Genomic DNA, 21,495 nt, shown 5'->3' on the forward strand with positions numbered 1-21,495 from the left:
ACCACGCCATTAAGGGGGGGACGCCCCGCTATTCCCCTCCCGAAACTGCTGTAGTAGAGAGCGCTGATCGGACGCCTCGGTCCGATAGTGATCACTGTCACCCAGGCGCACGATGAGCTGCCGATAACGCTCTCCTTCCCGTAGGTAAGGGGAGTAACGGTAGCTCAGCTGCACCAACGGTTCTTTAGCGCTATTACGCATCAAAGTGACCTCGCTCTTCACATAGAGGCCATCATGCCCGTAACCGATTTGATTCGAGTCGGTGAGGAGGGTGAAGTTATCCCCTTCACTGCTATACAACGTAGGTAATGACTGAGTCTGAGCCCCTATAATAGGGCGACTCATCGCTAACCAACGTTGGCGGGAAGTATCAAAGGATCCTGTTGCCTGTTCACCATTATGGCTGTTGATATAAAGTGGCACAGTGGGTTTCAGCTGAAAAGGAGTTTTGCCGGTGGCTTGGTGTCTCAATGTCCCTACTATTTTTATGAGATTATCTTCTCGTAGTGCCATGCGATCATCTATGTTCAGGCCGGCGAGTGTCCATCGTGGGGTCATTTCTCCGGGCACCCGAGGTAATGCACTCAGCTTAAATGTGACATGTGATAATCCCTGTGCATGTAAGAAAACCGTAGTATCTGGCCGCGCACCCACGATGTCTGTGCCCGCTTGAGCAAAAACAGTGAAGGGGATCGTAGGAAAGGCTGATAAGTCGACGGTGTTTGTATTATTTCCAACAGAGAGAGTCAAAGAAGAGAGTGAACCTAATACCTCTGACGGAATGTCTCTGCTGATGCTACTCACATCAAACGACGTCACCGTACCCGTTTGAGAAGTGTTGCCTGCAATAATAGTCAGCATGTTATTTTGGCCGTCACGGGATAGAATAAATCGATGACCGCTTGTTTTTGAATCCCACTGGGCTTTTTTAAACAAGACTACATCTTTATTGGGGTCCCACTCTCTCCTGTTAGCAGAGGTGATGTATTCATCATTAAAGATAAAATCTGCAGCTAAACCGTTGAATTTTATTTTTAGTCTGGTATCACTGGACCAAAAGTCAGGTACGGTAAGCTCTTGCAGAGCCGACACCCACAAAAGGTGTTGGCTAGGATCATTGATGAATGCCATCAACTCACTCTCTGGCAAGCGTATTCGATCACCTTCTTTTCTTGAATGTGAAGGTGATGCACCTATAGCCTCTCGTTCCATGTACTGGTTATGCAAGTAGATTTCAATGTGCTGATAGCGATGACCTTCTGGCCCATCATAATCATAGCGGGCGCGTAATTTTTTAATAACGCCATGAGGCTCTGTGCTAATACTTTCAACATAAAGCTGTGCTTTTCCGGGATCGTAAGCGACTTGAGCAGTAGTACAAGCCGGGAATGTAACTACCCCTCCATCACTGGTATGAAGCATAGGAACGAGAACCCCCTCAGCATTTGTATGTGTGCTAACGGCTTGCCAACGCTGAGTCGCTAAATTTAGCACCCCTGTGGCCAATTCACCCTCTGCAACTTGAGCACTGATGGGAATTTGTGGGTCGACAATAAAACGTTTTTTATTACTAAAAGTGCTTTGCATGATACGCTGGATCTCGGCCAGGCTCGTGCTCGATAATGCCGTTAGGCTCTCCGCCGCCACGGTAACAGCAAATTTCTGGGTGACAGTCGACGCCTGTCGTGGAGAGGAGTGTTTGACCTCATCAGGTAAAGCTGCCGAGGCCACTGGCGCCTTTTCTTTTACTGACACCGACCTCAGCTTGAATACTACCCCCGACAACGTGACGGAACGAAGATAAACGTCAGACAATCCGTTATCCGATTGCCCATGAAGGGTAAACTTATCGCTGTTGAAATACTGCTGTACCACCGTCTGAATGTTAGCGAGATTTTCGTCGGATAATGCATTGAGATCATCGCTATCCAAGGTCACTTTCAACAAAAATTTTGTGGGTTTTTCGGCGGTGGGGGCCGTTAATGTTCCCCTTTCCGAGAGATGAAACGTCACTCCAGGCAGTTCTACAGGGCGCATAGTCAGCATGATCGCGCCAGGAGAGCCATTCTTTATCTCTATTCTTCTATTGCCTAATTGAAGGTACCCGTGTTCAACGCTCTTATTCCAGGCCAATTGATCAGTATGTGCTTGTTGCAATGCAATAATGGCCGTTTTATTTTTCTCTTGTGTGGCCGTCACCCAGGGTGTAGCTAAAGCCACAATATCGCTCACAGCAAATTCATAATCACCTAATACGGATGTTTGCAATTCCGCTTCGGTAATCGTGTTGACCCGCTGGACACGACTGTGAAGCAACTCATAATCGACATAATTCCATTGTTCTCTCATGTCGCCTGCCAGCACTTCATAGGCTTCTCTAGCCCCTATTTTAAGCCTTCCCCATAATTCCTTCCAAAAAGAGGGATGGCTACTATTTATTTGCTCTCTAATTCTTTCTAAATCGCTCCACAGTGCGAGTTCATCCGTGCGTGCTTTTGTAAGAGCGTGTGTTTTTCCATATAACACTACCGCTTTTCCATGATCAGCATAATCACGTATCAGTGTTTCTCTGACAGTCTCCATGGACTTTTCATCCAGCCCCATTTTCCTTAATTCTGACAGTAACGCTTTGAATGGAATGCGCTGGCCGACACGTTGCTGTAATACAAGCCAAGCTTTTTGGTAGTCCAGTAAGTCCGCTAACCTATCAGGGGTGATATCCAATACCCAGGATTCATTTTCTCGTTTTACACGTTCGGTACTCGATTCAAGTGTAATGTGCCGTGAGTCATCAGGGAGATCGATAGAAGTGGTTCCCCCTCCCCCTTGAAAGGTATAGGTTAACAGCTTTGCGTGTGCCCTATCGGTCATCGGGGTGGGTAGATGACCGTACACAGGTGTATCCGGATAAAACTTCATGGTATAAGGCGTTGGAATGTCGGTATTGGTAAGCCCGTCATGATTCTGGCCAGGAATTTTTTTCACTTCTGACGTATCTTGGAAAACAATCCGACGTGTACCGCTGTCTAATGTTATGACGTATGCCGTGTCACGGGGGTAGAATTTAACGCTATTGGGGCCATGATACCCATCCCAATGATGCTCAATATTGAAGAATTTATCGCCATAATGTGCATAAAATGTATTAAATGTATCGACGCCATCTAACTCCCCAGAAATCTGAACATCATGTGAAAAATCATAATATCCGTCTAGAGCAGCAGGTAATACCAAAGTGCTAGATGAAGGCAAAGCAACCGATTGTAGGTAGCACTTCGTCATATCAAAACCGAAAGCCGTATAGGCACTCAGCGAGGAGCCATAATCCGATGTATGTTCTCGCAAACCGCTCTCAGCATAGAAATGGGGTATCCCTATATCAGACACTTGAACCGAGAGGTTATTCCCTTTTATCAATATCCTTTTAAGTGGCACATACGGCTCAAGGGCAACAACATGAGGGTTGTTGTGGTCAATTTTCGCGATGCCCGTGGGGGTGAGGGCTGTTTTCGACATGGCATGGCGAAAAGGGGCGAGGAGCTGATCCAACTCCACTTGGTGGTGCTCATGATTATGCTCCATCGCCTCAAGCAAAGCATTTGCGCCTATCATCAACCCCGCAAAAGGAACAGCCAAAGGCCCAGCGAACGCCATAGCGCTAGCAACAGCCGGAGAAAATGTCGCCACCACCCCTAATACCGCAAAACTGCTATCAACGGCCAGTTGTGTGCTCGCGAGAGCAACCCGGGCGATGGCAATGTCTTTTTTTGCGCCGGGAGGCATACTCTCTAACATATCAATAGCATTGACAAGATTAATAATATCAACCGCCACACTCACTATGCTACCTGTATGGACCACCCCCGTGCCACCCAGGAGCTTGGATAACATGCCTTCCGCTTGGGTCCCTACTCCGCTCAATATTTTTACTGTTTTGACAATATTACCGATATCCTGTGCGACACCATGCAATATCTGAATAAAATTGGCATTGCCGACAAACTGTTTCCACGGCGAGAGATAGCTTTGATGCTGCTGTGAAAATAGGTGCATAGCCAGAAAGGCGAAATTCATGGTAGATATCCTTCTGTCTCTGCGATCCCGGGTTCCACCTCAGCCATTTTATTGCGCATGTGGGTAAAAACATCGCTCTCGCTGAGACGGGTTTTCTCCGTCAGCCTTTTTTCTTGCTTAAGTTCTCCTTCTGGTTCTTCCTCGACGGGAACAAAAATGAGCGAGGTCTTACCTTCCTCGGTAGCACCTAATCGTTTAAAGCGATATGCCTTGCCTTCCTGGCGAGTTAACATCTTTTCCTGTCGATCAATTTCATTAGACACTGCTTGCTCTAATCGTTGAACTTCCATGACCGTTCGCGCGCGATCTGTCTGTTTGATTAACACCTCGTCATAGGGTGTGATGGTAGGAGAGGACAATAGACTCTCGGATGCGCTCACCTGCTCCGCCACCTGAGATAACGGTGAATTTTCTAACTCTGGATGCATGTCTAACCATTGTTGCGCCCGCTGCATTTTTTCGTTCCATGCCACACGATGCGCTTCAATCCGCTGAGAAACTTTACGTTCGGAAGATCCTGGCTGTCCCAAGCTGGTCACAGCCTGCTCTCCCGTCATCCAATAGATTAACTGCCATACCTTCTCTTTTGCCGGATGAAGAAGAATATGTTTCCTTTGAACGCTATCCCATTCTAGTGTCGCCTTGAATCGACTATCATGGTGATAGTAATAGCCTTCAAATTTAGATAATGGTGTTATTTTCCGGCCTGGAGAAATAGTTTGTTCTTCCGTTGATAACGGACTGACGCCGATTTTTGTTGAATAGGCAGAAATGGTCTTATGTGTTATCCCTTGTTTAATAAGCTCGTCGGCAAATTGCCAAAGAAGACCAGAGCGCTTGTCAGGGGTCACTGCTTCACAGGCCACCAAACTGATATGGTCAATCTCTGGGAGATGTGGATATTGTTGTCTCAATTTACGCATGAAAACGGCGAAATTCTTCGCCAATTCTGCGGGTGTTTGTCCGGCAAGATATTGCTGATACTCGCCATGATTACCGTGCATTGGAAACTGCACACGTAGCTGTTTTTTTGCTTCTCTTGGCGGTATTGTTAGCTCATTCTCACCATAAACGTTACGGGATCCACCCTGCTTATCGAGTTGAAATACTACCGTTCCGCGCGCATGCTTGCTTGCTAATGCTGTTGCCGCCTGTCTCGACGCCAAGTCATTTTCAAGCTGCATAATCAATTGTAACGAATAGTCACTCTCTCCCCCATCGGGCATGGGCGTAATATTCAGTGGGTTCCAGGTGTCAACTTCGGTCATCGTCAATGTGTGACCTTCGAACTTGACAATTTTATCACGGTTAGATTTCAGCGCTTTCTGTATTTCTTCGATATCACCCGCAGGGATCACGACAGTGACGACTTTTGTCTGTATTTCTGGGGCTGAACCTCTCACTTCCACGTCAACGGTGACGGACGGAATAATTTTATTATTATCATTATCTTCTACAGGTTCAGAATATGAGGTGATGGTAGCGGTAACATTTTTAGCCATATAGATAGGGAGTCTTCGCTGTATCGCATCTTTTATGACATGAATTTTATCATTATATTCAAGCTGCTTACTGCTGCCGCTTTCGTATTGAGCCGGTAGATCATCAGGAGGTGACTGCCCTTCTCCCTCAACACCTCTAAAATTTTGAAAATGAATAGAGAGTGTTCTTTGATCAATGCCTGTAAAGTGGTGATCCATAAACTGCCGAAAATCATCGTAATGAGCAAATACCTGGTAGCCGCTATCGGGATCGAAGTACGACCAGATTTTCTTACCCCCTTCTTCGTCGACTGTAATCGCTGACGCACCATAATTTTTCGTATCTGAGGTGATTGCATCGATAAAAATGTAACTATTTTCAGTAAGCGTTCTTAATTGATCCATAAAATTTTTATAATTAGCACGCTTAATAACGTTCAACACATCATCAGCAGGATCCTGTGTAAAATGACTATTCGCTATCCGAAGACCACTACTATCAAATTTTTCTCTCCACATCTCTGTATTTTCAGATTGTAATAATCCTAGATGTGTGATGATGATTCCCCGATGATGGCGACGATATTGGTCTTTGGGAGTGAGATAGCGATCAATATCAAGATACTCAGTCAAATCCTTATAAACGAGATAGTCGTCAACCAAAATTTCTAGCCAAGTTATAAATTCTTTGACGCCATTCGGCCCACGAATAAGCGTCTCCAGCATAACTTGTCTAGAAAAAGCCTTGGACAAACTGCCTTTGAGATTATCAGGTATCAAGTCTCCGAGTACCTCGATAAAATCTTTGTGCTGATCAAAAGCAAATGAGATTTCTTTTATTTCTTCTTCACTTCCTAGATGAGGAATGGCTTGCGATGGTTGAATTTTTTTAGACGTATCTTCTGGATTGCTAAGGAGCTCAGTAATAAGAGAGAGAATTATTTTTTTTCTTTCTAATTCAATAGAATTAGAACAGGTTATTACTCCTCCTTCTGGTCCATGACTGCTGGTGAAAGTCCTATGCTGCTGTAATCTAGTCGCTAATGTTTGCCTTTTGTTGTTAATTATCAAGTCTCTTGCTTTTGGATTCTGTGCGAGATATTCATTTAGCTCCCTTTGCGACTGAAAATGTTTCATCATGGTCGCGGGAAGATAACGGTATGAATCCTTAGGCTCTAAATAAGGGCTGCTTGGATCAGCAACAGAAACCAATTGACCTGCAAGATTTTTTTCATGTAATTCCTGAAAGATTGTCTGTTCTTCAAACATTTTTTTGGCTAATGCAAGACTGAAAATAGCACACTCACCATGGCTACTTTGTAGAAAAGTCAACATCATCTTAAATGAAGCATTGGGCAGTTTTGTAGACAATATCTTTAATAATTGCATTGTTAATATGCCTGCTCCCATTTTTGATGACGAATCAACGCCAATAATGGATATTTTATTTTCAGTTGTTACCCTACAATCAAAAGCAGCAAAGTGCCCACCATCACAACTGGGTACAATAAATCGCGCGGTTTTTACCTGATTCTGGTGATCTGACCCCACTAATGTTTTTATTTTTTTGACAAAATCGTCCGGGTTATCACATAAAAACAGATCTAATCCCGGTTTTTTTTCATTAGCCAATGCGACAATTGGCGCTAAAAATTTTTTGTCCCAAGTTAAAGAATCAGAAGCGCCCATTTGAATATGGTTATCAATCGATTTTTTTATTTTTAAAAAATAGTTTACTAATTTGTCTAGAAAATCATCGATAGTGACATTAATGAGTTCATGTGAGCTATGTCTCTCGGAATGAGCTTCTGATCTCTGTACTGCTTGTGATGTGGGCAATTTTACGGAAGTACTGGCGGTGGGCACAACGATGGAAGAAAGAGTGATGCCAGCATCTACACGGGAATAGTCAGGATGTTGGTAATCACGAATATTTTGTGTGGCACCGGATCGGGTCATTTCACTGATGTCCAAAACCGCGATTCCCTTTAAAGCGGCATCGTCGAATAGGGCATCGTAGATGTATGATTTTTCACCATTTAACGTCCGACTATTGAGATCGGAAAGCTGTTGAGGAAAATGTTTATACAGTGCATCAATCTTGACGGCTTTGGTACCCAAAGAGTTAACCAACCATATGCGATCAGACGTAATCCCTGTGCCGCTAAGAGCAGAAATGTGTACCTCAGCGGGAATAACACCACCCGCCTCCACTGATTTGTGTGGATTAAGCACAAGATTGTCTGCGATGGGTACAGCCTCCAAACCTCGTGTATCGATCAAATAGACAAACCCATCTGTTTGATGCTCACGCAAGCGTTCAGAAGGCTGTGAGTCAATGGAATCTGAATCGGATGGATCAGGGCTTTCTGCATCCTGGTAACCGTAGTTGAATTGTCCCGCTTCCCCCACATGAGTGTGACCATAATCGACACCATCTCGATAGTCGGTGCTGGTACAAAGTGTCGTTTCCGTGGTGTGTTGATCGGAATGTCCTCCATTGAAAGCCAACATTTTTCCATCCATAGCCAATTCATCTGGTGTCCGATGATCGCCACGAAATACCCCGCTCATATCGGTTCTAAAGAGAGCACCTTTGTCGTTAGTTTGATAGCCACTTATTTGGGCATAGTCGGCAAGAAATTGGGGGCTAAAATAGAAAACAGCAGAGTGCTGAGGGTTAATTTTGTTACCCCTTTGAAGCTGAGCAATCATCGAATCGGTGATACTACGAATGTGATCAAATCGATGGAGGTTGTTAACGTCCATTGACGCGGTTTTATGCGTTTCAGCCCATAAAGGAATGCTCCCCTCACCGGCCAGTTCAAAAACCAATCGCTGCCGCATTTCACCTGATATATTAAAGCTCTTCCATATATCTCCAATTTCTTTTTCAGTCTTTAATGGAAATAATATTTTCAGCTTTTGTAATGCAAGCTTCTCACCGTTTTCAAAGGAGCTGAATGTTTCCTGTACCTTCTTTGTCCAATGGTCGTTTTTCTGAGGTGTGCTTACTGGATTTGTGTGAACTCTATGAGCTGTTGGCATGAAATTATCTCTAATTTAAATAAAAATTCCGTTTAACTCGATTTTTATATCGATTGAAATTGAATATTAACGCGGAGACGTCATAATATATTTATATTCTCTGGTTAGATTTTTTATTTTATAAATAGAACTTAAACCTATTCTCCATTATTTATTAAAAATAATTTTATAAATATAAAATATTCAAAATTATTATATTTATAAGTAAAAAATAATATATTGGGTGTAAAGGATGACATATCAGTGGAGATAGAAAATACCACTTTTATATGTTCCTATTAAATATCAATGATGATACGTAAATAATAACATGAGAGCACGAGTAGCATTCACGCTAATTAAATGTAAAAGACTTAATAATCATTAAACTTCTTGCAAAACCGTAATTCATACCACAGAGTAGATTACACAAGAAGTCTATTTTTTAACTGTTCTTATTATAGTGTTATCGAGGGGCGACTTGCGCATACAGCGGATCATTTGAAAAAATACTTATACTGACAACAACAATACCTAATGCAACTACGATACCGAGGGCAACGCCCACTAACATTGATCTAATCACGGAAAACCATACAATGCCTTATTGTTAATCCTCAATAACACCATGAAAAAAATACAGGTTAGTGTAGTTTTAAGCGTGGACGAATAACCCGGTTAATACCACCAACCAACATCATTAAGCTTGTCTTAATATAACCATGTAACGCTACCTGATGCATACGATACAATGAGATATAGACAAAACGTGCCAATCTGCCTTCCACTATCATCGAACCTCGCATCAGGTTGCCCATTAAACTACCAATAGTACTAAATTTAGATAATGAAACCAGGGAACCATGATCTTTATAAACATAGGGCTTTAAAGACTGATCGTTGAGCAACGCTAAAATATTACTATAACAACGGCTAGCCATTTGGTGTGCTGACTGAGCACGTGGAGGGACAAAACCCCCTTTGGTTAATGGACAAGATGCGCAATCGCCAATAGCAAAAATATGAGTATCAAGCGTCGTCTGCAACGTAGGTTCAACCACTAACTGGTTAATACGATTCGTTTCCAATCCAGCAATATTTTTCATAAAATCAGGCGCTTTAATACCTGCCGCCCAAACCATAAGATCCGCCTTAATCAATTCATTATCTTTCGTATATAACCCTTCGGGATCAGCACGTGTTACCATCGTTTTGGTTAACACCCTCACTCCCAATTTAACCAACTCCTGCTCTGCCGCCGCTGAGATACGTGCTGGTAAAGCAGGAAGGATACGTTCACCCGCCTCCAGTAAGGTGACATTAAGCGCTTGATTATCTAAGCCTTCAAAACCATAACTGTGGAGTTGTTTTACCGCATTATGCAATTCTGCTGACAACTCAACCCCGGTCGCACCACCACCGACAATAGCGATATTAACCCTTTCTTTTTCTCCTGGCAGCGCTGAATATTTCAAGAATAAATTCAGCATTTGATTATGGAAACGATGTGCTTGCTGTGAGCTATCGAGAAAAATACAATTTTCCTGCACGCCCGGCGTAGAAAAATCATTGGATGTACTGCCTAAAGCCATCACTAAAATGTCATACGACAATTTTCGTTTACCTACGAGAACCTCACCTTGATCATCACGAATATCTGCCAGCGTAATACTACGCTCTTCACGATTAATATCGGTCAATGATCCAAACTGGAAATTAAAATAATGGTTACGGGCATGAGCCAGGTAACTCAGGGCATCAACCCCACCATCCAAAGAGCCGGTCGCCACTTCGTGTAGTAAAGGTTTCCACAAATGGCTTTGATTGCGGTCGACCAGGACAATTTGCGCTTTTTTACTACGCCCCAGTTTACTGCCAAGACGAGTCGCAAGTTCTAGGCCTCCCGCACCACCACCAATAATGACGATTTTTTTCTTAGGCATGATCAAAAACTCCCCCGTCAATGGAACCATCATCTGACCAAATAATCTCACCGGTTTGTACCAACATCAATTGCATATCGATGGTCGGTGCTTTGCTATCACCCCTCACATCACTATAAAGTACATATTGTGCGTTAACATGACGGGCCAAACCCACTGCCTTACTGCGTGATCCTAAACTATCTTCCTCCGACAATCCCAATGTTCGTTTGGCCTCTGCCAGTCGATCGCTCGAAACAAGTACAAACTTTTTGTTCGAGGCCAATACTCGATGTAATGCTTCCGTCGCCTTACTAGTTTGTAACCTACCATTGGTGTTATTTTTTACACTATCCAACAACAATACGCTGCCTGCGGTCACATTATTTGCATTTAGCATCTTTGCCACCAGCGGTTCTACACTAGCAGCCCAATTTATCGACTGAATTTTGGGCACTTGCGGCACAGTCTCCACGACTGATGGTGTAGTTTCAAATGGTGTAGTTTCAAGAGGGAGAGGTGACGGTTTTGAGGGTTTTATCGTCACTGGCGGCTGTGGTACATCCGGTGGTTGTGATGGACAACCGGTCAACATCAAAGTAGCCAGAGCCACAAAGAAATACCTTTTCATTTATTTCACCCTAACCAAAACTGGTTCAGAATATGCTGTACTCACTGATATTGTGTAAAAATCAGCCTTAAATGCCATTTATTTCCTATAAAAACAGATAAACACGCACAAAACAAGCCTCCTGATGGCTGATTATCTGATCGAATTACTACCTTAGATTTTGCTGCAATAGTGATCGTTTGTGGCTTTGCGAACGGTAATAAATCCAACCCTTCAGCATCATACCAATAAAAACGATACATTATTTGCACCGCCTTGGCTTGAGTATTATTCAAAACCACAGTGGCAGTTCTAGACACAGAACGATTAGAGACAACACCCTTATTAAGAGTAATCTGACGAATCACTATCGGTGACGTCACCAAAATACCCGTAGTCAGTACCGAAGGATCCATAACCAGCATTTGCTGCTGATTAACAGCAATACCTTTTAGATCAGCACAACCGAGTAACACAACAGGCACTAATATCATTAAAGTTCTTGCAAAACCTGCTGTGTAGCGCAAATTCCCCGTCAGATGGCGCATAAAGACACCTCGATAGAAATCATCAGAGCCGTCGCGAAATTATCTCCCACAGCGATCTATTGTGACAGTGTAACTTGACGTTTGGCATCCTCATCGATTTTAATGGCGGCCCCCAGATGACAGCCACCAACCAGATGCGCATGAATATGGTAGATTTCTTGGCAAGCATGGCGATTACAATTCATAATTAGCCGATAACCGTCTTCCGCAATACCTTCGTCTTTAGCAATTTTAGCAGCGACAGTGATCATCCGCCCTAACGCTGCCTCATGTTCGTGGGTAACATCATTAAGAGTCGGAATAAGAATATTAGGAACAATCAAAATGTGGGTGGGTGCCCGAGGCTTAATGTCACGAAATGCCGTCACCAGCTCATCATGGTAAATCACACCAGCAAGTCCGGTGCCTCGTTCAGCATCTTGCTTGGCATCTCGTATAATTTTACTGAAAACCGTTTCTTCATTCATAAAACATTTCCTTTTTGTCAAGAAAGTAAAGGGTACATGTAGTATGAACGACAGACTCTATTGTATTCAACTTGAATTTATGGATATTCATTTAAAGAGGCCACAGCCTCTTTAAAATGCAATCAACTACCACGAATATATTCATCCATATCCGTTTTCAAATTATCAGACTTAGTACCAAAAATAGCTTGCACACCAGAGCCTGAAACCACGACGCCGGCAGCACCCAGTTTTTTCAGGCCAGATTGATCAACTTTGGTAATATCCACTACCCTCACCCGCAAGCGAGTAATACAGGCATCCAAATTAAGGATATTATTTTTTCCCCCGAAGGTAGCAACCAGTGCGGCTGACATTTCACTACTACTCCGCGTCGTTTCTTCATCCGATTCATCTTCACGACCCGGTGTTTTCAGATCCAATTTAGCAATCAACACGCGGAAGACAAGGTAATATACAAAACCGTAGCAGATACCCACCACAGGAAATAACCAAATTCGGCTACTGTTACCACTGAGCACAATAAAATCAATTAATCCATGAGAGAAACTCGTCCCATCACGCATACCTAGCAAAATACAGATAGGGAAAGCCAACCCTGCCAGGATCGCATGAATCGCATATAGAATGGGCGCCACAAACATAAAAGTGAACTCGATCGGCTCAGTAATGCCAGTCAAAAACGCAGTCAATGCGGCAGAAATCATGATACCGCCCACCCTTGCGCGGTTCTCCGGCTTGGCGGAGTGCCAAATCGCAATTGCTGCGGCGGGCAGACCGTACATTTTAAACAGAAAGCCCCCTGATAATTTACCCGCTGTCGGATCACCCGCGATATAACGTGGGATATCACCGTGGAATACCTGCCCTGCCGCATTGGTATATTCACCAATTTGCATTTGGAAAGGAACATTCCAGATATGATGAAGACCAAAAGGAAGCAGTGCACGTTCAACAACACCGTAGATAGCAAATGCAGCTACCGAGTTTTGGTAAGCCGCCCACTGTGAAAAAGCTTGCACCGCTCCCCCTATCGGGGCCAGACGAAGGATAAAATCCCCCCAACAAGATAGCGACAAAACCAGAGATAATAGGAACAAAACGCTTTCCTGCGAAGAAACCTAGGCACTCAGGTAACTTGATACGATAGAAACGATTAAACATATAGGCCGCAATCGCACCAGCCATGATCCCGCCCAATACTCCAGTATCAGCCAAATGCCTGCCGGAGATTTCTTCTACTGGCATATGTAAAACCAGGGGAGCGACCACCGAAACAGTCTTCACCATAATGCCATAGGCCACAACAGCGGCTAATGCGGATACACCGTCGTTATTGGTAAAACCTAACGCAACACCGATAGCAAAAATTAACGGCATATTGGCGAATACTGAACCGCCGGCCTCTGCCATTACGTGAGAAACTACAGCAGGTAGCCAGCTAAAATTAGCCGACCCCACGCCCAACAAGATACCTGCGACAGGTAATACGGATACCGGTAGCATCAGCGATTTACCCACTTTTTGTAGGTTTGCAAATGCGTTCTTGAACATAGTTAAATGCACTCCTGGTTGACAATAAAATAATTTTTTATTGTTTCTTCATTAATTCCTCGTTACGGAAACGGGCTAACTAAAGCATCTTCGGTGCCTTTCAATTATTACGGAGAGTAAAATAAATCGCCTTTTTAATGTTTGATGATAGTCACGTTTCTCTAAATAAAGAGTAAAAAATAGTAGAAAATACGGATTATCCTACCCAAACAGGCATGAAAAGTTACTGGTTTCAGTAATTAATTACAGGATAAAAAAAAGTTTACGTGATTGATTAATTTTAAATAACATCCCGTTTTAATCCTTCCAAATGAAATAACTTAATGAAATTATCTGTTGTTACTTCGGCCAATTTTTCCACAGTGACACCTTTAAGCTCGGCAATATATTCGGCCACTTCACGGACATAAGCCGGCTGATTTTCTTTTCCCCTATAAGGCACTGGTGCTAAATAGGGTGAATCCGTTTCAATCAGCAAGCGATCCAGCGGAATATAGCTCACAATATCTCGTAATGATTGGGCATTACGAAAAGTCACAATGCCTGAAAATGATAGATAAAAACCCAAATCCAACAATTTTTCCGCCATAGCCTGGTCTTCTGTAAAACAGTGTAATACACCACCACAATCCTGAGCCCGCTCATTCTGTAAAATAGCCAGTGTGTCTTCACGCGCATCGCGAGTATGTACAATAACCGGCTTTTTTAACTGACGCGCGACGGCAATGTGCCAACAAAACGACTCCCGTTGTTGCCGAACATTATCTTTTTGGTAATGGTAATCTAACCCTGTTTCTCCCAATGCCAGCACGTTGCTGGCAGCAGCAAGTGTTAGTAATTGTTGATATTCATAATTTTCTTTAAGGTTAAGTGGATGCACCCCACAAGAAAATGCAACATTTTCACGCTCACCAATAAAAGCCGTCATGGTTTTAAAACCAGATAACGTTGTAGCGACGGCTAAAATAAAACCAACATCACGCGCCGCCGCTTTAGCCAGTACATCATCAACACTGTTATGCAAGTTCTGATAATCCAGACAATCAAGATGGCAATGAGAATCAATTAATAACATAATAGGTAAACTCGTTTTGTAGTGAATTAAGAAAAAAGAAGAAAAAACCACAATAGACTCTTTGCAAAAGAGTAAATAAAGTTACACAAGTTTTAAGAGCCTGTTCCAAATCTTTTTCGCTGCGCTCAAGGGAGGAAAAAATGAGCGCAAAGCAGTTTACTCTTTGTATACAACAAAAGGAGTAAATGAGCATTTTGAGCGCGTTTTTGGCAAATTACTTGACCAAAACACGGCGAGCACAAGAGATTTCGAATAGGTTCTAACAGATCACCGTGAATTCTCCCAGTTAAGCAATTGCTCGGTCAGTAACAATTCTCGATTAACACCAGCAATCGATAACAATCGATGACGACAATGCAACCATTGGTCTGTTAATTTTAATAGTGTTTGAAGGGATCCCCAGCGTGCCAATAACTGCACTAAAGATTGTTGATCCTGATTAACGATAAATCCACTGCCCCCTTGCTGCCATTTCAGTGCATCCATCAGTAATGAGATTAACCAGTGTAAACGTTCATCGATATCATCATGATTCAACTGCGGCAACAATGACAACATATCACCAGATGAAAGCGCGCCGACCAACATGGTACAGCAAGCTGATCGGCGCTGCCAACGCTCTGGTTGAAGCAGTCGTTCAGCTTCCAATGGCGCCCCCGCACTCAGCTTCAGAGCCGTCAAGATAGCAACCGGTTCCGCCGAAATCCTGCGAGTTAACCATGGCAAACTCAAACTTATATTGGGGCTGGCAAGATAGTAATACAAACAACGGCTACGCAACGTTGGCAATATACGATATGGCTGATGGCAGCGTAGCAAGAAATAGGTTTCTTCGGGAGGCTCTTCCAGAGTTTTTAGTAATGCACTGGCAGCGATATCAGTTAACAACTCGATATGAGGCAGTACCACGATTTTGCTCCCTCCCTGTTGTGCATGGGAATGCAGCTTGTCTATCATTTGTCTGATTGAGTCAATACCTAAACTGTTTTTGCCTTTTTCTACCGCTAACAAATGACAGTCAGGATGATTACTCGCCAGCATTAACCGGCAACTGTGACATTGACCACAACTTTTTTCATTTTTCCGCTGTTGACATATTAACCATCGACTTAATCCATAAATCAGCGCATCCGCGCCATTTCCACCGACATCATGTAACAATAACGCATGATGACCACGCCCAGTCATACACTGACTGATCAATTGACGATAGGGAATAGTGAGCCAAGGATACCAGTTCATTCAGATAATATTGTCCTGTTTTGACAACCACTCATTTAGTATCGTTTTAATACTCTCACTGACCTGTTGGACAGATTGAGAAGCATCGATAGTTTTAATACGATTATCAGCCGCCACCAATTGCAGATAGCGCGCGCGCGTACGCTCAAAAAATGCCAGAGATCCCTGCTCAATCCGATCCAGCTCACCGCGCAGACCAACCCGCTCTAAACCCTGTTGCGGCAATATATCGAGATATAATGTTAAGTCAGGACGAAAAGATCCCAATACACTGTCACGTAACGATGCCATCAACCGAGGATCAATGCCACGCCCACCACCTTGGTAGGCCTGTGATGAAAGATCATGACGATCACCTAGCACCCAGGCTCCGCGATCCAATGCGGGTTTAATCACCTTTTCGACTAGCTGTACCCGTGCAGCATATAACATCAAAACTTCTGCCTTATCAGTCGGCGGATCGACATTGGCACTCTGTTTTATCAGTGTGCGCAATTCTTCTGCCAACGGCGTCCCGCCCGGTTCCCGAGTAAACACAATATCACTCACTCCGTGAGCATGCAGTATCTTAACTATGGTATCTTTAGCAGTAGTTTTCCCTGCCCCCTCCAAACCTTCAAGAACGATAAATTTATTGTGCATGGCTCTACTGTGTATCATCGTTTTACTCTGTATTGTTATCTTTTAGCGACTGACGATAAAGACGTACTGCATGATTATGATCAGTCAAACGGGTGCTAAACCGATGCCCGCCCTTGCCATCCGCTACAAAATAAAGATACTCGCTTTTGGCTGGATGAGCCGCCGCTTTGAGTGAAGCGAGGCCTGGCATCGCTATCGGTGTAGGTGGCAACCCATTTATCATATAGGTATTATACGCACTAGCTGTCGCCAAATCTTTACGTGTTATCTTTCCTTTGTAATTTTTATCCATACCATAGATCACAGTAGGATCGGTTTGTAACCGCATACCCAACCGCAAGCGATTAATGAAGACTGATGACACTTTACTACGTTCGTCATTGATGGCTGTTTCTTTTTCAACGATTGACGCCATAATGACTAAGTCATTTGGCGTATTATACGGCAAAGATCCATCACGCCCTTGCCATACCTGCGCCACTATTTTTGCCATTTGCTGATGTGCTCGTCTAAGTAAGGTCAAATCACTGACACCCGCAGTATAAAAGTAAGTATCCGGATACAGCCAACCTTCAGCGGATTGATTCTTCTTTAACCCTAACAATTGGGCAATTTCCGCGTCATTTTTTCCTGGCAGGTGTTGCTTTACATAATCAGCACTCCGTAATTGATTCAACCAGTCTGTTAAGCGAGTGCCTTCAATAAAGCGAATGAAAAATTGAGCTTCCTTGCCACTGGCTAATAATTGCAGCATACCCCGTACCGTCATTCCCGGGGTAAAACGGTAAGTACCGGCTTTAAATTTAGCCAGTTCAGGCTCGGTGTACAGTAACCAGGAAAATAATCGTGGATCGGCTATCAGATGATCCTGTAATAACAGTTTCTCCAATGCCACTCTGCCGCTGCCCGCCGGTAAGGTGAAAAAGGTTTCCTGTTTAATCGCCAAACTTGTATCTGCAAAATTTTGTATTTTTTGATAACCCAACAGTATTTGGTAACCCAGCACCAGACAAACCAATGTAAACATGATCAGTACTCTGGGATAGTTTATTTTCATCGTAATTCATTCCACCCAGTAGGCTTTGTGAGAAGTCTAATGTTATGATCACTCAACGGTATCAAAACCGGTTATAAAATCAAGGAGGCGATGGTATGAAACTGGAAGCAGCCATCAAACATTTCAGTCCAAAAAGCCAAATCATTAATGACTCACCACGAAGCACCTCATCGAATACATTAACCAGCTCCGATATTGCCGCAGCATTAGGAATCGCTGAAGCTCAGGCTAGCTTTGGAATATCTGCGTATTTGGGTAAACACGGTGTCAGTAACGAAGACAGGATACGCGCAGTAGCACAACTCACTCAGTATGCAAAACAACAAGCTCCCAAACACGTTGGTAAGGCCGCCGGTAAACGCCTCGCTCAATGTATGGCTATCCTGGCAAAATTAGCTTACACCGAATACAGTGGCTCAGCAGCGAGCACTTATACTTGTTCTGACTGTCGAGGTGGTGGATTTTTAATCGATAACGAAGGAATGAAAAGACTTTGTAAGCCCTGTAATGGCAAAGGTAGTGTTTCTAATCGCTGTCGTTGCAATGGGACGGGGAAAGTACTGGACAGAGAAAAAACCAAGACTAACGGTTATCTGGTCATCAAAGTCTGTAAGCGTTGTGCCGGTCGTGGCTATAAACGGGTCCCCGCATCTGTGGCTTATGCAGCTATTTCCGTATTACTGCCAAAACTGACTCAATCAACATGGTCACGTAACTGGAAACCCTTTTATGAATCTTTGGTGACAAAATGCTATGTAGAAGAGAGCAAAGCAAACACAGTATTTAACGAAATAACAGCTTAGTAGGCTCAAACTCGCAATGGCTACCGTTGTTTAAATATAATATTTATTTATCAATAAATTAAAATATTCACCCACTTTGCCTGAATTCATTCTCTCTTCCCTCATAATAGAAGGAAGAGAAATTTCTGAGTGTCGCTCATGACGATGTCGAATAGGCACTAAAATCAACGTTGCAACTCAAATACAACATCAACTTGATCGTCAAAGCGAATACTTTGTTGCTTATAGGTTTCCGTTACATCACTTTGTGCGGCTATATCTGCGCTTCTTTGCATCCTCGCCATCATTGGCATTGGCTGGTAATTCGCTGTACGATAGCGAATGCTATATACCGGCCCCAGGGTGCTTTTAAAGTCCTTTGCCACAGAACCTGCTACCGCAATAGCATTCTCAATCGCTTGCTTACGCACCTTTTCACGGTAGCTTTCTGAATTAGCCACGTCTAATTCTACTGCACGGATCTCATTAAGCCCCAACTTCAACGCGCCATCGAGCAAATCATTAAGTTTGTCTAACTGACGCAGCGTAACCCGAACCTGACGCACCGCCCGATAACCTTTTAGTACGGCGTCACCCGTTTTTTTGTAATCATACTCTTCTTGAGTACGTAAATTGGCTGCACTAATATCTTTTTTCTCAAGCCCCTGCTTCTGCAAAAAATCAAAATATTGTGCTACCCGCTGATCTACCTGCTTTTTGGCCGCAGCGGCATCATTAGTTAGCTCGCTAACTTCAATCGTCAAGATGGCAATATCTGGAATAACATCCAAACGGGCGTTACCCGAGGTAACAATGTGCGGCCCCGCAGGCACTTCGGCAGCTTTCGGTGCTGAAGTGCCCAACCCTATCATGGTAGCCAAAGCTAATGCCTTTAATTTCACGATGCCCCCTAAGAACCTGTCCGAGATCTCTTATTCGAAATCTCTTGTGAGATCTATTATTGTAGCGGATTAATTTCTACTTTAGCCTGCGGATACAAATGCACATCCATTTGCGGATACGGAATGCCGATCTGATTAGCATCTAACGCTCGCTTAAAGTTCTCCATCAGATCCCAATACACCTCAAATGAATCCTGGTTATTGCTCCACACACGCACGACAAAATTTAAGGAAGAGGCCGCCATCTCGTGTAAACGAATAGTCACCCCTTTGTCATGCATGATGCGCTTGTCGGCAGCAACAATGTCCCCTAATATTTTTTTAACGACATCAATATCAGTATTATAAGCGACACCAACGATGATTTCAGTACGACGTTCAGGATCACGTGTCGTATTGATAATATTACCGCTAATAATTTTACCGTTAGGTACTACCACAATTTTGGCATCGACAGTACGTAATGTGGTAGAAAAAATCTGTACCTGTAACACAGTACCTGCAACACCACCGAGATCGACATATTCACCGGCGCGAAAAGGACGGAAAGCCACCAATAATACACCAGCAGAAAAGTTAGATAATGATCCCTGTAATGCCAAACCTACAGCTAACCCGGCCGCACCAATCACTGCGATCACCGAAGCGGTTTGTACCCCGAGACGCCCCAGGACCGCAACAAAAGTAAAAGCAAAAATACTGTAACGCACGATGGTAGAGAGAAAATCGGCAACAGTGATATCGACACCACGCAGTTTCATCAACCGATTTACCGTGCGTGAAACCACTTTGGCGACAACCGAACCGATAATGAATATTAGCAGGGCAGCAATCACATTAACTGTGTATTGAATCAGTAAATCTCCATTATTCAGCAACCAACTGCCCGCATTGTTAATGCCGTTAACAACGTTTAATTGTTCCATTTATCTACCATAAGTGGCTATTCTTTCAATTAGCAGCCTTAAAAAACGACTCGACGTGACAAGTTTTTTACCATTACAACACGTTGATGGCATTCAAATCTTTAAATGTCTGTTCCAGGCGAGTGACCATACTTACCTGAGCAGCACGCAGCCAAATACGTGGATCATAGTATTTTTTATTCGGTTTATCTGTTCCTTCTGGATTACCCAGCTGGCCTTGCAAATAACCTTCATTTTGTTGGTAAAATTTTAGGACACCTTCCCAGGTCGCCCATTGGGTATCAGTATCAATATTCATTTTAATCACACCGTAGCTCACTGCTTCTTTAATTTCTTCCGCACTAGATCCAGAACCGCCGTGGAAAACAAAGTTCAGGCTGTTAGGCGGCAGATTGAATTTTTTAGAGACGTGATCTTGAGAATTTCGCAAAATTTTCGGCGTCAGTTTTACGTTACCGGGTTTATATACGCCATGTACATTGCCGAAAGCCGCTGCAATAGTAAAATTTGGGCTAATCTTATTCAATTCTTCGTAGGCGTATGCCACGTCTTCGGGCTGTGTATAGAGCGAAGCGTTATCCAGATGGCTGTTATCGACGCCATCCTCTTCACCACCGGTACAACCGAGTTCAATTTCCAGCGTCATGCCCATTTTCGCCATACGAGTCAGGTATTTTCTACAAGTCTCGATATTTTCTTCTAGGGATTCTTCTGATAAATCGATCATATGAGAAGAAAACAGGGGCTTGCCGGCAGCAGCATAGTGTTCCTCACCCGCATCCAGCAAGCCATCTAACCACGGCAGAAGTTTTTTTGCACAATGATCAGTATGCAGAATAACCGGCACACCATAGTCTTTAGCCATTTGATGGACATGATGAGCACCTGAAATCGCACCCGAAATCGCGGCTTTCTGACCGGTTGCCGGCATTCCCTTACCGGCAATAAATGCCGCCCCGCCATTAGAAAATTGAATGATCACGGGTGCACGTACTTTAGCAGCGGTTTCTAATACTGCGTTGATAGAATCCGTACCCACACAGTTTACTGCTGGTAATGCAAAGCCGTTTTTTTTTGCGATAGAAAATACTTTTTGTACGTCATCACCGCTAATGACCCCTGGACTTACGAAATCAAAAATTTTTAACATGTTACTTTGTCCTATTTTTGTCAATCAATCGATAAA

14 protein-coding genes and 1 pseudogene are annotated in these 21,495 nt (G+C 43.5%); 1 reads left to right on the plus strand and 14 read right to left on the minus strand.

Annotated elements, in window-relative coordinates:
* Nucleotides 1–9 precede the first annotated feature (9 nt).
* From CCS41_RS07980 to mltG, 11 genes and pseudogenes are all read right to left on the minus strand, one after another.
* The gene (locus CCS41_RS07980; protein WP_119797457.1) at nt 10–4,074 is read right to left on the minus strand and encodes a TcdA/TcdB pore-forming domain-containing protein; all 4,065 of its coding nucleotides are present in this window, start codon (nt 4,072–4,074) and stop codon (nt 10–12) included.
* Entirely contained in the window at nt 4,071–8,603 is a 4,533-nt protein-coding gene (locus CCS41_RS07985) for a YopJ family acetyltransferase (protein WP_072549667.1), read from the minus strand. Before CCS41_RS07985 ends, CCS41_RS07980 begins: the two co-directional genes overlap by 4 nt.
* Before the next feature lie 623 nt (nt 8,604–9,226).
* A complete protein-coding gene (locus tag CCS41_RS07990) occupies nt 9,227–10,525 on the minus strand; it encodes an NAD(P)/FAD-dependent oxidoreductase (RefSeq protein WP_072549668.1) in 1,299 nt (432 codons plus the stop codon).
* Complete coding sequence (gene lpoB / locus CCS41_RS07995) at nt 10,518–11,135, minus strand: penicillin-binding protein activator LpoB (protein WP_119797459.1); 618 nt, start codon at nt 11,133–11,135, stop codon at nt 10,518–10,520. Before lpoB ends, CCS41_RS07990 begins: the two co-directional genes overlap by 8 nt.
* A gap of 41 nt (nt 11,136–11,176) precedes the next feature.
* Nucleotides 11,177–11,662, minus strand: coding sequence for a DUF1425 domain-containing protein (locus CCS41_RS08000; RefSeq protein ID WP_240313737.1), 486 nt, complete (start codon nt 11,660–11,662; stop codon nt 11,177–11,179).
* Between the two features lie 56 nt (nt 11,663–11,718).
* The gene (locus tag CCS41_RS08005; RefSeq protein ID WP_072549670.1) at nt 11,719–12,129 is read right to left on the minus strand and encodes an HIT domain-containing protein; all 411 of its coding nucleotides are present in this window, start codon (nt 12,127–12,129) and stop codon (nt 11,719–11,721) included.
* Between the two features lie 122 nt (nt 12,130–12,251).
* A pseudogene (gene ptsG, locus CCS41_RS17175) lies at nt 12,252–13,683 on the minus strand (PTS glucose transporter subunit IIBC).
* A 280-nt stretch (nt 13,684–13,963) separates the two neighbouring features.
* Nucleotides 13,964–14,758, minus strand: a complete 795-nt coding sequence (locus CCS41_RS08015) for a metal-dependent hydrolase (RefSeq protein ID WP_072549672.1) — start codon at nt 14,756–14,758, stop codon at nt 13,964–13,966.
* Nucleotides 14,759–15,025: 267 nt separating this feature from the next.
* Nucleotides 15,026–16,000: a DNA polymerase III subunit delta' gene (gene holB / locus CCS41_RS08020; RefSeq protein WP_072549673.1), complete on the minus strand. Its 975-nt coding sequence runs from the start codon at nt 15,998–16,000 to the stop codon at nt 15,026–15,028.
* Complete coding sequence (tmk, locus tag CCS41_RS08025) at nt 16,001–16,642, minus strand: dTMP kinase (protein WP_072549713.1); 642 nt, start codon at nt 16,640–16,642, stop codon at nt 16,001–16,003.
* A gap of 22 nt (nt 16,643–16,664) precedes the next feature.
* The gene (gene mltG, locus CCS41_RS08030) at nt 16,665–17,699 is read right to left on the minus strand and encodes an endolytic transglycosylase MltG (RefSeq protein WP_072549674.1); all 1,035 of its coding nucleotides are present in this window, start codon (nt 17,697–17,699) and stop codon (nt 16,665–16,667) included.
* Nucleotides 17,700–17,794: 95 nt separating this feature from the next.
* Between mltG and CCS41_RS08035 the strand changes: the two genes are divergently transcribed.
* On the plus strand, nt 17,795–18,502 hold the full coding sequence (locus tag CCS41_RS08035) for an antitermination protein Q (protein ID WP_072549675.1): 708 nt from the start codon (nt 17,795–17,797) through the stop codon (nt 18,500–18,502).
* A 164-nt stretch (nt 18,503–18,666) separates the two neighbouring features.
* Here CCS41_RS08035 and CCS41_RS08040 read toward each other — a convergent pair whose 3' ends face one another.
* The 3 genes from CCS41_RS08040 to fbaA all read right to left on the minus strand — a co-directional run bounded on the left by CCS41_RS08040 (nt 18,667) and on the right by fbaA (nt 21,459).
* Nucleotides 18,667–19,383, minus strand: coding sequence for an oxidative stress defense protein (locus tag CCS41_RS08040; RefSeq protein WP_072549676.1), 717 nt, complete (start codon nt 19,381–19,383; stop codon nt 18,667–18,669).
* Nucleotides 19,384–19,439: 56 nt separating this feature from the next.
* A complete protein-coding gene (mscS, locus tag CCS41_RS08045) occupies nt 19,440–20,309 on the minus strand; it encodes a small-conductance mechanosensitive channel MscS (protein ID WP_072549677.1) in 870 nt (289 codons plus the stop codon).
* 73 nt (nt 20,310–20,382) lie between these two features.
* Nucleotides 20,383–21,459 carry a class II fructose-bisphosphate aldolase gene (fbaA, locus tag CCS41_RS08050; RefSeq protein WP_072549678.1) on the minus strand — a complete coding sequence of 359 codons (1,077 nt, stop codon included), beginning with the start codon at nt 21,457–21,459 and terminating at the stop codon, nt 20,383–20,385.
* Between the last annotated feature and the right edge of the window lie 36 nt (nt 21,460–21,495).

It is taken from the genome of Candidatus Fukatsuia symbiotica, assembly GCF_003122425.1.
Taxonomy (GTDB): Bacteria; Pseudomonadota; Gammaproteobacteria; order Enterobacterales; family Enterobacteriaceae; genus Fukatsuia; species Fukatsuia symbiotica.

Bases quoted from the DNA above. Each gene is read 5' to 3' on its own strand.
- CCS41_RS07980 (WP_119797457.1), bottom strand. From the start codon at position 4,074: ATGAATTTCGCCTTTCTGGCTATGCACCTATTTTCACAGCAGCATCAA.
- CCS41_RS07985 (WP_072549667.1), bottom strand. From the start codon at position 8,603: ATGCCAACAGCTCATAGAGTTCACACAAATCCAGTAAGCACACCTCAG.
- CCS41_RS07990 (WP_072549668.1), bottom strand. From the start codon at position 10,525: ATGCCTAAGAAAAAAATCGTCATTATTGGTGGTGGTGCGGGAGGCCTA.
- lpoB (WP_119797459.1), bottom strand. From the start codon at position 11,135: ATGAAAAGGTATTTCTTTGTGGCTCTGGCTACTTTGATGTTGACCGGT.
- CCS41_RS08000 (WP_240313737.1), bottom strand. From the start codon at position 11,662: ATGCGCCATCTGACGGGGAATTTGCGCTACACAGCAGGTTTTGCAAGA.
- CCS41_RS08005 (WP_072549670.1), bottom strand. From the start codon at position 12,129: ATGAATGAAGAAACGGTTTTCAGTAAAATTATACGAGATGCCAAGCAA.
- CCS41_RS08015 (WP_072549672.1), bottom strand. From the start codon at position 14,758: ATGTTATTAATTGATTCTCATTGCCATCTTGATTGTCTGGATTATCAG.
- holB (WP_072549673.1), bottom strand. From the start codon at position 16,000: ATGAACTGGTATCCTTGGCTCACTATTCCCTATCGTCAATTGATCAGT.
- tmk (WP_072549713.1), bottom strand. From the start codon at position 16,642: ATGCACAATAAATTTATCGTTCTTGAAGGTTTGGAGGGGGCAGGGAAA.
- mltG (WP_072549674.1), bottom strand. From the start codon at position 17,699: ATGAAAATAAACTATCCCAGAGTACTGATCATGTTTACATTGGTTTGT.
- CCS41_RS08035 (WP_072549675.1), top strand. From the start codon at position 17,795: ATGAAACTGGAAGCAGCCATCAAACATTTCAGTCCAAAAAGCCAAATC.
- mscS (WP_072549677.1), bottom strand. From the start codon at position 20,309: ATGGAACAATTAAACGTTGTTAACGGCATTAACAATGCGGGCAGTTGG.
- fbaA (WP_072549678.1), bottom strand. From the start codon at position 21,459: ATGTTAAAAATTTTTGATTTCGTAAGTCCAGGGGTCATTAGCGGTGAT.